Here is a 14,389-nt window from a genome sequence, read left to right on the forward strand (position 1 = left end):
TACTTAGAAGATAAAGAGTTATACCTTACAAGTAAATACTAATATAAGCTCAGTATACAAGCTCATAATAAACTAGTTATATATAATAAAAACATCAATACTTAAATTATATATGGCAAAAATTTATATTGATATAGAGTACCCTAAGATTTTAGGCTCTTATAGATATATTTGATTTATTAAAAGTATAAGAAAAATCTATATTAGAAATTATCTTCTTCTTAAGAAGCTAGGGATATCTGACTTATCAGCTGAATCAAAATCAGATTTTGATGAATCATTAGGGGCTGAAACTTCTGACTCTTTTCTTGCAAAAGAAGTGTTTGGCTTGTTTGAGAAGCTTGAACCTTGATTAGTAGCAGGCTTTTTCTCAACACCGAAACCTTTCTTCATAGCAACTTTTTCGATACCAGTTACAACAACTGTTACATTCATAGAATCAGACATATCTGGATCAATAACAGTACCAGCGATTACAATAGCCTCATCAGAAATGAATGATCTAATAACTTCACCAACTTCTTCAAACTCACCAATAGACATGTCCATACCAGCTGTAATGTTTACAATTACGCCTTTAGCACCATCTAAGTTAATATCTTCTAAAAGTGGGCTTGAAATCGCAGCCTCTGCAGCTTCTCTTGCTCTATTTTCACCAGTTGCTTGACCCATACCCATCATAGCTAGACCCATATCAGTCATTACAGCTCTAACATCGGCAAAATCGACGTTAATTAAACCTGGCTTAGTGATTAGCTCAGAAACACCTTTTACAGCATTTCCTAATACATCATTAGCAGCATTAAACGCATCTAATAAAGATGCTCCTTTACCAAGTACACTTAGAAGCTTTTCGTTAGGTACTGTAATTATAGAGTCAACGTGTTGAGTAAGTTCATCAATACCATACTCAGCAGCTTTCATTCTTCTAGGACCTTCAAATGGGAAAGGTTTTGTAACTACAGCAACTGTAAGAATTCCCATCTCTTTTGCAACTTCTGCAACAACAGGAGCTCCACCAGTACCTGTACCACCGCCCATACCAGCAGTAATGAAAACCATATCCGCACCTTCTAACAGTTGCTCGATTTTAGCTCTATCCTCTGTAGCTGCTCTTTTACCAACTTCAGGATTCGCTCCAGCACCTAGACCTTTAGTAAGGTTAGTACCAATCTGCAACACATTTTGAACTTTTGATTTTGATAATGCTTGGCCATCTGTATTTAAAGCAAAAAATTCAACGTCAGTGACATCTTCACACATATGTTGTACAGCGTTACCGCCACCTCCACCAACACCAACAACTTTAATTATGGCACTTGAAACCATTGAATCGTTAAAATCAAACATATTATACTCCTTTACTTTAGATTTATTTTTCTAACCTTTTATATCTTTAAAAATTATTCGAAAACCATCCTTTTACAGATGACATTATCTTTTTCTTAGATTTTCCTGTATCTTCATCGATTTCTATCATATCTTCATCAACGCTTTGCTCAGAACTTACCTGAGCATTCTCAGAAGCATATTTTAATAGTCCGACAACTGTTGAATAAGAGGGGTTGTGTACTACTTCATTTGCTCCACTAACTTCTATTGGACCGCCGACTCTTACAGGTAACTTAAACATATCTTCAGCCAACCTAGCAAGACCTTTTAGTTTTGCCCCGCCACCAGTAAATACTATACCTGAAGATATAACATCTAATAAGCGATTTTGGTCTAACTCTCTATATAGCGCTTCAAATATTTCTTCAACTCTAGCTTCTATAACTAATGACAGATCTTGTAGTGATATCCTTTTTTTAGCATTACCCAAAGAGTTTGGTATATCTATCTTCTCATCTGGATTTTTAAGATATTTGCTCGCTGCATAACCATATTGCAACTTCAAGCTTTCTGCAGCCTCTATAGGAAGTCTAAATACCTTTGATACATCTGAAGAGATATTACTACCACCTGTTGTAATGCTAGATGTATAACAAATTCCGCCTTCAGAAAATACAGAAAAACTTGTAGAGTCGGCTCCTAGATTAACTAAGCAAACTCCCATCTCTTTTTCATTTTCTGTAAGAGTTGCACTACTTGCTGCTAGATGCTCAACTACTAAGCTACTTATCTTATAACCACAATTTGAGACACACTTTCTGACATTTTGTAATAATCGCGAAGATGCTACTATTATATGAACATTCGACTCTAATCTAACCGCAAACATACCTATTGGCTCTGTAACACCAGCTTGTCCATCTACAATATAATCTCTTTGTAACACGTGAAGCATCTCAGTATCTGCAGACATTGGCACTGCCTTTGCAGTTTTTATCGCCATAGCAAGATCTTCCATACTAACCTCACCATTATCTACAGCTGCTAAGCCATACGAGTTAAATCCAGCTATACTAGGAGCACTTATTCCTAAAGTCACCTCTCTAACATCAACACCAGCTATACTCTTAGCTTCATCTAGTGCTGCATTTAATGTCTCCATTGCCATTTCAAGATTAATAACTGAACCTTGCTTTATACCTTTGGATTTTTTCTGGCTCACGCCTAGTATTTTTATACTATTATTTTCTGCAAGTTGTCCAATCGCAACAGTGACTTTGTGTGATCCTAGATCAACTGCACAAAAATTATCATTCCCAAAACTCATTTATTTAGCCCCAATCTAAAAAGACAGATATTTTTTATTTATAATATACACTTATATTACATTATAAGCTGATAATCATAGAAAACCAATAGTATAAACATCTTTTCTATTTATACTTTACAGCAAACCCATCGCTATAACGCATATCAAAATACTGTGCTGACTTATAATCTTTTACTTTTTGATATGATTTAAAGAATAATTCTAATCTAGAATGTAATTTCTTTGAACCTAAAATAACTTTCATATCATTAGCAAGTAGCAGACTAAACTGGTTACCACTATAGTAAATCTTTATTACTTCTGTGCTATTTTGTTTAGCAATATTATTTAACTCTTGATAGGTCTCATAGATGTAATCTTTATTGTTACTATCACTACTTTCTATATAAGGAAGCTCGCCATCATAACTGAAAACTTGTGGAGTGATAATATCCATATTATCTAACAAAATCTTATCATTATTCCAGTAAGCTATAGGCTTATGGTCATATAAGTAGATAACGAGTGTTGATGGCCATACCTTTTTTACTAAAGTATAATCAACTCCTTTAAATGAATGGATATAGTTCTCAATACCATCTGTATTTACATCAAACCATTCTTTATTACTAAATTTATCGACCTTATTTATTAAGTCCTGCTTTGATATGTAGACTAAGCCATCATTAGAAACCACATCAACCCTTGAAATTGACCTATCTGTTTTACTAGCAATATAAATTGCAATACTAAGCAATATCAACAATATTAAACCTAATATTAGGAACTTTCGTGTAGCGCCGATCATTTTGCCTGTTCTATTATTAATTTAACCAGATCATCAAAACTGATGCCTTCTGCTGCTGCAGATTTTGGTGAAAGGCTATTTTCTGTCATTCCTGGAGAAGAGTTTATTTCCATAATATAAAACTCTCCATCAGCATAGATAAAATCAACTCTTGCATGCCCCTTACAATCTAACAAATCATATGCTCTTTTAGCTAGCTGGCGCACCTCAAGCTCTTTTTCCTGACATAAACCACTTGGGCAATGATATACTGATTTACCACTATATTTAGACTCATAGTCATAAAATTCGTTTAATGGTTCAATCCACACAGATGAAAAAACCTGATCATTAACCACAGCCACCGTTATTTCTTTTCCTGTGACCCACTGCTCAACCATTACTTCACCATATTTAGAAGCTTCATCATATGCAGGCTTTAACTCATCTAGTGTTTTAACTTTAAATGTAGCTATACTTGAGCCACCATTACTTGGCTTAACAGCTACAGGAAAGCTTATTTCATCCTCACTCACTAACTTATTAGTAAGTACTTTTGCCATCGGTGTTGGCATGCGGTGATGCATCCAAATTTCTTTAGATATCATTTTATCCATTGTAATTACAGATGATCTCATCCCAGAGCTGGTATGCTTGATACCCAACATTTCTAATAACGCTGAAACTCTGCCATTCTCGCCATCTTCGCCATGTAACGCGATAAAACACTTATCGGGGTTTAACTCTATAAGTTTTGACACTAACTCTTTTGAGCTTGCATCTAGCCCTACAGCCTCATAACCTTGGCTTATCAATGAATCTAAGACAGCTTTTCCAGAATTTAAAGATACTTCCCTTTCAGGAGAATCGCCACCATACAAAACAACTATTTTTTCTTTGCTCATAAAACTTATTTTCTTCTTTCTCGGAAAAACTTTCTTAAAAGCTCTCCACATTGTTGATTCATCACACCATTAATTATCTCAAATTTATGGTTAAAACCCTTGCTTTGGTGCAGCTGCTGTATTGATGTAACACCAACACGAGTATCATCACAAGCATAAACCAATTCAAAAACTCTTGCCTGAACTAAAGCACCAAAACACATTATACATGGCTCTAAAGTAACATACAATTTTGTATCAACTAATCTATAATTATTCAACTGCTCAGCGGCTTTTCTTAGAGCTAGTATCTCTGCATGTGCTGTGGGATCATTTAGTGTGATAGTTTGATTATATGCTTGAGCTAATATTTGACCGCTGTGATCAACAACCACAGCTCCAATAGGTACTTCACCTGCGCTATAGGCTAAAAGTGCCTGTTCATAAGCTTTTTGCATAAAAAAATTATGTTTTTCAAAGTCACTTGACATAAAATAAATTTATATTTTCCTTGAACAAAAGATATCTCTTAGATAATATTACACATTACAAAATTGTTTGCTAGCGCTTTTTAATAAAGCCAGTGGGTGCTTGCAAACCATGTTAAACCAACCACACTGGAAATGGAAATAAATAAAATGTCAGAAAATTTCAAAGAACTATTTGAACAATCTCTAAAACAAACAGAGATGAGAATAGGTAAAATCATCGAAGCAACTGTTGTTAGTATAGATAAAGAATTTGCAATGATTGACGCTGGTCTTAAATCAGAGTCTTTCATCCCTGTAGCTTCTTTAAAGAATAATGATGGTGAACTAGAAGTAGCTGTTGGTGATAAAATCAACGTTGTTCTAGAAGCTTTAGATAACAGCTGCGGTGAAACTAGACTATCAAGAGACAAAGCCAAGAAAATCGAGCTTTGGGACAGAATCGAAAACGCTTTCGAAAACAATGAGACTGTACTTGGTAGAATCACTAATCACGTACGTGGTGGTTATACTATGGATGTAGAAGGCCTTAGAGCTTTCTTACCTGGTTCATTAGTTGATACAAGACCTATCAAAGATGTAGCGCACTTAGAAGACAAAGACATCGAATTAAAAGTTGTTAAGATCGATACTAAGAGAAATAACATCGTTGTTTCTAGAAAAGCTGTTATCGAAGAGAACAACTCTGGTGATAGGGACGCTATGCTAGAGAAAATCTCTGAAGGTACTGTACTTAAAGGTATCGTTAAAAACATCACAGACTTCGGTGCATTTATTGATCTTGGTGGTGTTGATGGTCTATTACACATTACAGATATTTCTTGGAGCAGAATCAGCCACCCTACAGATGTACTATCTATAGGTCAAGAAATCGATGTTAAAGTAATCAAGTTTGACAAAGAAAAGCAAAGAATATCTCTAGGTATTAAGCAACTTGGTGAAGATCCTTGGTTAAATATTGCTAATGAACTTCCTGTAGGTGCTAAGTTAATGGGTACTGTAACTAACATCACAGACTACGGTTGTTTTGTTAAGCTTAAAGAAGGTATCGAAGGTCTAGTTCATACTTCAGAAATGGATTGGACTAACAAAAACGTTAACCCTCATAAAGCTGTATCAATTGGTCAAGAAGTTGAAGTTATCGTACTTGAGCTAGATGCTGACAAGCACAGAATATCTTTAGGTATCAAACAATGTAGACCAAACCCTTGGAGCGAGTTTGATAAAAACTACAAAACAGGTGATAAAGTTACTGGTAAGATCAGATCAATCACTGAGTTTGGTGTATTTATCGGACTTGAAGGTGGCATAGATGGTCTTGTACATATCTCAGATGTTGCTTGGGATAACCCTGCTAAAGCTATAAAAGAGCTTAAAAAAGGTGATGATGTAGAAGCTGTATTAGTTTCTGTAAACACAGACCTTGAGAGAATTGCTCTTAGCATGAAGCAACTTTCTGAAGATCCGTTCAAGAACTTCATCAACATTCACCCTAAAGGTTCTTTAGTGAAGGGTATAGTAGCTAAAGTACAAGAAAACGGTGCTGTTGTTATGCTTGACGAAGAAAACAATATTGATGGTTTCATCAGAATTGCTGAAGTATCTGTTGATCATACAAAAGATGTTCGTGATGAGTTAAGCGAAGGTCAAGAAGTAGAAGCTAGAATTATCAATATCGATGCTAAGAAGAGAAGCATAGCTCTTTCTATCAAAGCTGTTGATGAAGATAACACTGTAGCTGGCAAATCTAACTACAAAGTAGAGCAAATGACTCCTACTACTCTTGGTGATCTTATTAAAGAACAGCTAAGCAAGAAGTAAGAATCTTACAACTACTTAAACATTAAATCTACTTAACCTATAAGTTATTTTTAACTTATAGGTTTTTTTATTTCTAAAATCAACTAAAATTACATTCACAAAATATTTTACTACTAAAAACATGCTTATTAAGAATATTCAAACTATCATTACTGAGATAGAAAACAATAAAGTTGTTAGTATACCAACTGATACAGTATATGGTCTTAGCTGTAAGTTATCCCAAAATGCCGTTGATGAAGTTATAAATCTAAAAAAAAGAGATTCTAGTAAAGGCTTTATTATAATATCTCATGATTATAAGCATCTAATGAAATACGTTGATACAGAATCCCTAACTACAGAGCAAATTGAAAAAATATCTACAAAGCAGACTACTCCTACCACATGGATTGTGCCTGGTAAAGAAAGTATCCAATGGCTAACAGGTGGCAAGCCAACTATTGCTATACGCCTAGTAGACACAACTATAGTTAGTAAAATATGTTCAGATATTGATGATGCCATTATATCAACTAGTGCAAATATCTCTGGTCATGATTTTATTAACAATGCTGAGAATATAAGTAAAACATTTCCTGAAATTTATGTCTTAAAAACCCAAGCAAAAGAATCGCAACCATCTAGAATTATTGATATAATTACAGGTCAAAGGGTAAGATAAGCACAAGTGATTTATAGTTTGATAAATTACTTAAAATGTAATAGCATTACTCTGTTAAACTATTTAGAGTTATAAAGTTAAAGGAAAAAAATGGAAAAGATAAGTCATAAAGAAATCCAAGATAAGTTGTGGAGTAATGAAGATGAAAACAGCTTATCTAACGAGCAATATAATACTCTTTTAATCGAGCAGTATAGAATCTATGTAGAACTAACTGATAAGACTGCATATAGAAGAATTGTTATAAATCTTTTCTTCTTAGTTTTCAATTTAATATTAGTTGGTGTTGTTGCTTTAGCTATTAGTAATAATATAAATGTTAATAACCCTCCATCAGCTGTGTTAGTAAGTATACCTTATTTTGCTGGCTTAGTATTTTGTTATGCTTGGTGGAAAATTATTAGATTCTTCAGACACCATATACAAATTAAAAATAGTATTGTTCCTTCTTTAGAAAGACGCTTACCTTCAAGGGTTTGGCTAACAGAAGAACATATCGCTGAAGAGAAAGGCTCATTTAAGCCTATTAGAATTTTAGAAATCTATATGCCATTTATATTTATGGGTATATATTCAGCTTTATTCTTATTTATCCAAATTGCCTGGTTAAATCACTAGTTCTTAATAATGTCATCTTCAATGTTAAAGATTTTGAAAATATTGACTCATCTAAGCAATCTCTTACATTTATCAGAGCTTTAGAAAAATTTAACTCTACCAAACAGATTCAAGAACTTAAGCAAATAGCAAGAAGTAAAATTAAAAGTTTTAGTAAAGCCAATATTTTAGATGCAGGGTGTGGTCCAGGGTTTAAATCAATTAAAATAGCAATTGAATTTCCTAACAGCACTTGTAAAGCTGTTGACTTAAGTAGCGACTTTTTAAAAAATGCCAATCTCAAGGCTACTGATGAGAATCTTATAAATTTAGACTTTCAGCAAATGGATATACATGCTCTAGACTTTAATAATAACTTTTTCGATTACTCACAAGCAGAAAGAATACTATTGTATCTAGAAGACCCTTTACAAACACTAAAAGAACTTAAAAGAATAACTAAAAGCAATAGTTATATATGCTTAATTGAACCTCACTGGAAAACGAACATAGTAAATATTACAGATAGAGAGCTAGTAAGAAAAATCATTAATTACGATTGTGATAAAAATATCCGTAACGGTTGGATAGGAAGACAACTTCCGAAATATCTAAAAGATTTAGATCTTAATTTTGAAGTAGAAACTAGACTCAAGATCTGGCATATATGTTCTATAGTGGCGTTATATGCTCAAATTATGAAAACAATAATATAAATAAACACGAATATAGTTTTCTTAAAAGAGAAGTTCGTAGTCTATATAATAATAATGAATTATTTTGTACAATATCTTACTTTTTGTATATTTGTAAAGTTATTAAGAACTAGACAAAATACCTAATTGTTGCTGAGAAATATAATTATCATTTTTTTGCCAAATATCATTTAGCCAATTTTGAAAACTTTTCATATCTTCTTCATTATTAAAATAATCTCCTAGAGGAACATCTGAGATTGGTATTAAATCAACTTTTACTTTTATATTTTTAGTTTTTCTAACCATAAAATCCCACAAAGTCTGTTCAGGGTCATCATATACAATAGTCGTATTTAATATTCCAGCCATTCTACCTGATAAACTCTTAAGTATTACCGCTATACCTCCAGCCTTAGGATTAAGCAAGTTTTTATAGTTACTCTTTTTTACTTTCTCAAGAGAAAACCTAGTCCCTTCAACAAAATTAACTATTGTAGTAGGCCTTAAAGATAAACCTTTACAATACTCAAAAGTCTTATTTAAATCCTCTCCTTTTTTCTCTGGATTAGCAGCCAAATACTCTTTTGAATATCTTTTCATTGCTGGAAACTCAAGAGCCCAAGCAATCAAACCTAAAACAGGTATAAAAAAGACCTGAACTTTCATAAAAAACTTAGGAAAAGCAATTTTCTTATGAAAAGCTAGCATAAGTATAAAAGTATCAAGCCAACTTTTATGATTACATATGATTAAATAAGAGCTATTTTTATCCAAACTAGCATTTTGTTCAAACTGAATCTTTGTCGGGGAAAAAAGTTTAGTAATCAAAATAGCATAACTAACCCATAAGCTTGCACAGTACTGAACAGCTGTGGTACAGAAATATCTTACACTTTTAACTGGCACAAGTAATTTAATCAATGAAAAGAAAAATACAGGGACAACAGTAACTATCGCACTTGATAAAAAACAAATAGTAGAGAACAAAGCATAATAAGTATACTTTAGAGCTTTAATCATAATATTAAAAAATCTTTTTCTTTAATATATAGTACCATTTATAAGCTTTCTTTTAAAAGATCTTCTCTATATATATTGGTTAATAATTCTTAACTTTTAAAACTTAGTATTGTAAAAATATAGATAAACTCTTTTACAATAGGTTTTCTCTCTAAAATTAACAATATTTATTAATACTTTTTAAGCTGTGAAATAATGCTTAATTTACTATCTTGATCAATCTGAATTGATATAGCCCCATTTGAATACGTATCAAATACTTGATGTTTTAAGTTATTAAGCTGATGTAACTCTTTTACATTATTTGAAATATAAACAACATAATCAAGATTATTGTTGATAAATTTTGAATATAACTTTGTTGATGTAATTATAATACCTGGCGAAACTACTCTACCGTATAAATTAAAAACTTCTTCTTGAGACTTTAAATTAGCACTATCAACTAACAAAAATTCTCTATCCGAATACTTAATATCAACGAAGCAATTGTTTTTATTAGATAAAAACTTAATATGCAAATTATTAAATGAAAGATTATTTTTATAACTGCATTTTATTAAATCCAAATTACGATTATCACTATTTGAAATAGTTCTTTCTACTGGAATAATCTGCTTAATACTTTCTAAACTCAAGCTCTTTTCAACATCAGCAATAATCAAATAATCAACTTTATCAATACCTTCAATCTTTAAATAATTCGCTAAGATATTAGATAGAATATATTTATTATCTAAATTCTTAGCTGATGTATATAAAAAGTTTTGACCATTATTTTGAACTAAAACCATCTGATTTCTAGTATCAAAAATATGCAACTTAAAGTACTTATACTTCTCTGATAAATCTACAGATGACTGAAAAAAGACTAAACACATCACCAACCCAAGCAATCTAGTCGATTTAGAAAAGGGAAAAATCAATAAAGTAATACCAACAAGTACAATTACTAGACTAGCTAATGAAAAATAATTCCAATATTCTACAAGCTGAATATGCTTGGTTAAAAATTCTAGATATACATATAGCAACTTTAATAGAAGTATAGGTATAAACCAAATTTTAATTCCTATGAAAGAAATAATCAAACAAGCTAAAAGTAATGGTAATATCACAAAACTTACTAATGGAATAGCGACAATATTTGCGAAAATCGAAACTAAAGAAAAATTGCCAAAATAATAGACACAAATAGGAATCAAAAATATTGTTAGATAAATCTGTGGTATAAGAAAATGGGCTAATTTTGACTTATATTGTTGTAGCAATATTGAAATAATAACCAATAATGCTACAGCGGAAAAACTAAGCCATAAGCTAATACTATAAATAGATTTAAAGTCTAGTAATAATATCACTACAAATGCAATAAAAAGAGATCTAACAATCGAAATCCTCTTTTTAACAAGCCAGAAAATAACCACTACTAATAGCATAATAACGGCTCGCTGCGTAGGTAAGCTAAATCCAGCAAGCAAACTATAACCAAAAGCAACAATAATTGAAGATATAACACCAATATATTGTGCTGGTAACTTACGACATAATTTAGGAGAAAGTGACCATACACCTCTAAATATCAAGAACGCAATAAATGCCAATAAACCTATATGTAAGCCAGAAATCACCATTAGATGCGAGGTTCCTGAATTAATTAGTAAACTCTGTTGTGATTCAGTAAAATCCTTATCCCCTATTAATAGCGCCAATATGAAAGGTTTTAAATCATTTTCTTTTAGCTGACTTTGCAAGTGATTATAAATATAGTATCTAAACCTTTCTGGCAAATATAAGAATGACGTACCATTATATGTGATTTTAGAACCACTCTTAACATCGCCTATTGCTATAATATGATTATGATCCAAATACTGTGAATAGTTAAAAGCATTTGTATTATCATATTCATGTGGCTTATAGATTTTTGCTAATAGTGTAAGCTTATTCGCAGGTATTAGATAATGCCGATAACTTTTATTTGCCTTAAGTAAAATATCCCCATATTTAGATGTATGAAAGATAAATTCTAACTTGTGATCATTTTGCTTTGGAATAGTACTCACAATACCTGACAATGATATTTCTTGGTTATATTTAAAGTCTTCAATATGCTGATATGAATAGCAAAGAGAAAAACTCGTAAAGAACAGAATGCACAATAAAAATCTTTGCCTTACCGTAATCATTAAATACGAAAAATTTCTCTAACTATATTGATAATACCATTTTGTACTTTATAAAGAGAAAATATTGAGCTTATCTTTTATAAAATCTATTGTAATTTATTAAAAAAGGTAGATAATACGTTCGCCTTAATTACAACAAGAGGTTATATGAAGCCCTTAAAAATACTTATTGATAACAAAGATATATGGTCTCCCTACTATCCTTATTCAAACTTAGAAACAACTCATCAATATCTACAATATATTAGTATAAAACCAAACTATATTATAAATTTATCTGAACAGATGAAGTATCTAGAGCAAGGGTATTATGCTTGTTTGTTAGCACACTCAAATAAAGATACTATTCTACCAACCATCGAAACTCTTAATAGTATTAGTCATTTTGAAGAAACTCTATTATTTGACTTAATAGGTAAGGATCTTAAGCTTGTTAATGCTCTTAAGTCTGAATATATAAATATGAAAATATTCTTTGGAATATCTAATATAACAGGCATTGAAAAAATAGCTAAAAAGATATTTGAGGCATTTCCTGCGCCAGTATTAGAAGTAATATTAGAGAAACAAAATATCACTTGGAAAATCAAAAAAATATCTATTGGTAAGCTGAGTCAATTAAATGATAATGAACAGACAATATTTGCGAACTCTCTAAATAGTTTTAGTAGTAAAGTCTGGCGTAAGCGAAAAAATAAAAAAAGTTATCATTATGATCTAGCAATACTATATGACCCTAATGAAACTCTTCCTCCAAGTGATAGTAAAGCTCTAAAGAACTTTCAAAAAGCTGCAAATAATTTAGGTATATATACAGATTTAATAACAAAAGATGATTATATGAGTTTGCTTGAATATGATGGGCTTTTTATTAGAACGACAACTTCTATTAACCATTATAGCTATAGCTTTGCTAAAAAAGCCGAAGACAATAATTTAGTAGTGATTGATGATACAAAATCAATAACTTGTTGTACAAATAAAGTTTATCTACATAACTTGATGACTAAAAATAGAATTCCTACACCAGAAGGCAAGCTTATCTTTAAAAATGATGACTTCTCTCCTCAAGAATTAATTAATGAGCTTGGTCTACCTATCGTACTAAAAATTCCTGATGGCTCATTCTCAAAGGGAGTTAAAAAAGCTAACTCTATTGAAGATTTAGATCAAATCCTTAGCAATATGTTTGAACAATCTTCAATAATAATTGCGCAAAAATATTATTATACTGATTTTGACTGGCGTATAGGAGTACTAAATAATAAGCCAATATATGCATGTAAATACTATATGGCAAAAGATCATTGGCAAATAACTAACCATAACAAAAAATCAACACAGCATGGTAAATCTGAGGCATTTGCTATTCATCAAGTTGATAAAGCTGTTATCAAAATAGCTCTTAAGGCAGCAAAAACTATTGGTAATGGGCTATATGGCATAGACATTAAAGTGATTAATAACAAACCTATCATTATTGAGATTAATGATAATCCATCTATCGATTCTGATATTGAAGATGCTTATATCGGTGACCAACTATATACAACAATAATGTTGGAGTTTCTCAATCGAATGAACCATAAGAAACTACCATATGCAAATAACTAAAGCTAAATTAGTAGATCTTGAAGAGCTTCTTAATTTAGAAAACTCTACATTTCTATCTGACAAAATATCTAGAAAACAGTTTATATACAATATAAAAAAACAAAAATATTTCTTTGTTTCTAAAAAAGAAGAGTGCCTAACAGGATATATATTGTGCTTTGAATATAAAAAAGTAATAAGAGTATACTCCCTTGCTGTTTGTCAGAATCATCAAGGACAAGGAATAGGTAAAAAACTTTTAGAGTATGTTTTAGATAATTCAATAAAAAATATATCTCTAGAGGTAAATATAAATAATTCTCGAGCTATCTCTTTATATAAAAGTGTAGGATTCAAAATTAGCAAACAAATAAATTATTTTTATGAAAATGGTGATGCTGCATATAAAATGCTTTTAGTAAGGAAACAAGCTTTACAAATTAATAATGAAAAAGCTGAGCAATAATACTTTGTAAAAATATTTGAATGCAAAATAGCGCTATTAGGACAATTATAGGCGAAAAATCAAATCCTGATCGTGGTTTTATAATACTTCTAGCTCTTGCTAATAGTGGTTCTGTAATTTGGAAAATTACAATAAATATAGGATTCATACCACCTTGGATAAACCAGCTAGCTATAGCTCTTATGACTATCAAATAAACATACATATTTATAATAGCAAAGATTATATCCAAGAAAGGTTTTATGAACACAAAAGTTAAATTAAATCCTAAACCATTTAGTAAGCCTAAAAGCAAATCCTGGATAATAAAAACCAGATATACAGCAACAATACATGACCAATCTAAATTCAAAACCCCAGGCACTAGCTTTCTTAGCGGTAGAATAATTACATTAGTAACACGCATAATCATCTGGCAAACAGGGTTATAAAAGTCCGCCTTTACCCACTGCAAAAAAAACCTAAACAACAATATAAAAGCATATAAGCCAAAAACTATACTAACTAGAAAATCAGCAACATTAATTAAACCATTTAACAT

At 31.3% G+C, this 14,389-nt stretch carries 14 protein-coding genes; 6 read left to right on the forward strand and 8 right to left on the reverse strand.

All coding sequences use genetic code 11. The features are described 5' to 3' along the window. Positions 1–210 precede the first annotated feature (210 nt). The 5 genes from ftsZ to tadA all read right to left on the reverse strand — a co-directional run bounded on the left by ftsZ (position 211) and on the right by tadA (position 4,803). Positions 211–1,350, reverse strand: a complete 1,140-nt coding sequence (gene ftsZ, locus F3D62_RS05020; RefSeq protein ID WP_150467156.1) for a cell division protein FtsZ — start codon at positions 1,348–1,350, stop codon at positions 211–213. 46 nt (positions 1,351–1,396) lie between these two features. Continuing rightward, a complete protein-coding gene (gene ftsA, locus F3D62_RS05025; protein ID WP_150467157.1) occupies positions 1,397–2,659 on the reverse strand; it encodes a cell division protein FtsA in 1,263 nt (420 codons plus the stop codon). Positions 2,660–2,765: 106 nt separating this feature from the next. Further along, positions 2,766–3,449, reverse strand: a complete 684-nt coding sequence (locus F3D62_RS05030) for a cell division protein FtsQ/DivIB (RefSeq protein ID WP_150467158.1) — start codon at positions 3,447–3,449, stop codon at positions 2,766–2,768. Next, positions 3,446–4,333, reverse strand: coding sequence for a D-alanine--D-alanine ligase (locus F3D62_RS05035; protein ID WP_150467159.1), 888 nt, complete (start codon positions 4,331–4,333; stop codon positions 3,446–3,448). Before F3D62_RS05035 ends, F3D62_RS05030 begins: the two co-directional genes overlap by 4 nt. Positions 4,334–4,338: 5 nt before the next feature. Next, complete coding sequence (gene tadA / locus F3D62_RS05040; protein ID WP_150467160.1) at positions 4,339–4,803, reverse strand: tRNA adenosine(34) deaminase TadA; 465 nt, start codon at positions 4,801–4,803, stop codon at positions 4,339–4,341. 147 nt (positions 4,804–4,950) lie between these two features. Between tadA and rpsA the strand changes: the two genes are divergently transcribed. The 4 genes from rpsA (at position 4,951) to F3D62_RS05060 (ending at position 8,598) form a co-directional block, all read left to right on the forward strand. Continuing rightward, positions 4,951–6,621 carry a 30S ribosomal protein S1 gene (gene rpsA, locus F3D62_RS05045; protein ID WP_150467161.1) on the forward strand — a complete coding sequence of 557 codons (1,671 nt, stop codon included), beginning with the start codon at positions 4,951–4,953 and terminating at the stop codon, positions 6,619–6,621. Positions 6,622–6,742: 121 nt separating this feature from the next. Beyond that, positions 6,743–7,285 (forward strand): Sua5/YciO/YrdC/YwlC family protein, encoded by a 543-nt coding sequence (locus F3D62_RS05050; RefSeq protein WP_150467162.1) that lies wholly within the window; start codon positions 6,743–6,745, stop codon positions 7,283–7,285. Positions 7,286–7,375: 90 nt separating this feature from the next. After that, positions 7,376–7,903, forward strand: a complete 528-nt coding sequence (locus F3D62_RS05055) for a hypothetical protein (RefSeq protein WP_150467163.1) — start codon at positions 7,376–7,378, stop codon at positions 7,901–7,903. Positions 7,904–7,974: 71 nt separating this feature from the next. Beyond that, on the forward strand, positions 7,975–8,598 hold the full coding sequence (locus tag F3D62_RS05060) for a methyltransferase domain-containing protein (RefSeq protein WP_224732650.1): 624 nt from the start codon (positions 7,975–7,977) through the stop codon (positions 8,596–8,598). 102 nt (positions 8,599–8,700) lie between these two features. On the opposite strand, the gene F3D62_RS05065 is transcribed toward F3D62_RS05060, so the two are convergent. Together F3D62_RS05065 and F3D62_RS05070 are read right to left on the reverse strand one after the other, a co-directional pair. Then, entirely contained in the window at positions 8,701–9,600 is a 900-nt protein-coding gene (locus F3D62_RS05065) for an acyltransferase (protein ID WP_150467165.1), read from the reverse strand. 170 nt (positions 9,601–9,770) lie between these two features. Continuing rightward, positions 9,771–11,786: a ComEC/Rec2 family competence protein gene (locus tag F3D62_RS05070; protein WP_150467335.1), complete on the reverse strand. Its 2,016-nt coding sequence runs from the start codon at positions 11,784–11,786 to the stop codon at positions 9,771–9,773. Positions 11,787–11,936: 150 nt separating this feature from the next. Here F3D62_RS05070 and F3D62_RS05075 point away from each other — a divergent pair, with 150 nt between their 5' ends. After that, a complete protein-coding gene (locus tag F3D62_RS05075; RefSeq protein ID WP_150467166.1) occupies positions 11,937–13,403 on the forward strand; it encodes a RimK family protein in 1,467 nt (488 codons plus the stop codon). After that, positions 13,390–13,848 carry a GNAT family N-acetyltransferase gene (locus F3D62_RS05080; RefSeq protein ID WP_150467167.1) on the forward strand — a complete coding sequence of 153 codons (459 nt, stop codon included), beginning with the start codon at positions 13,390–13,392 and terminating at the stop codon, positions 13,846–13,848. The genes F3D62_RS05075 and F3D62_RS05080 overlap by 14 nt, the downstream gene beginning before the upstream one ends. Here F3D62_RS05080 and F3D62_RS05085 read toward each other — a convergent pair. Further along, on the reverse strand, positions 13,823–14,389 hold the full coding sequence (locus F3D62_RS05085; RefSeq protein WP_150467168.1) for a YggT family protein: 567 nt from the start codon (positions 14,387–14,389) through the stop codon (positions 13,823–13,825). The two genes, F3D62_RS05080 and F3D62_RS05085, sit on opposite strands and share 26 nt — an antisense overlap.

It is taken from the genome of Francisella sp. SYW-9 (assembly GCF_008711465.1).
Lineage (GTDB): Bacteria > Pseudomonadota > Gammaproteobacteria > Francisellales > Francisellaceae > Francisella.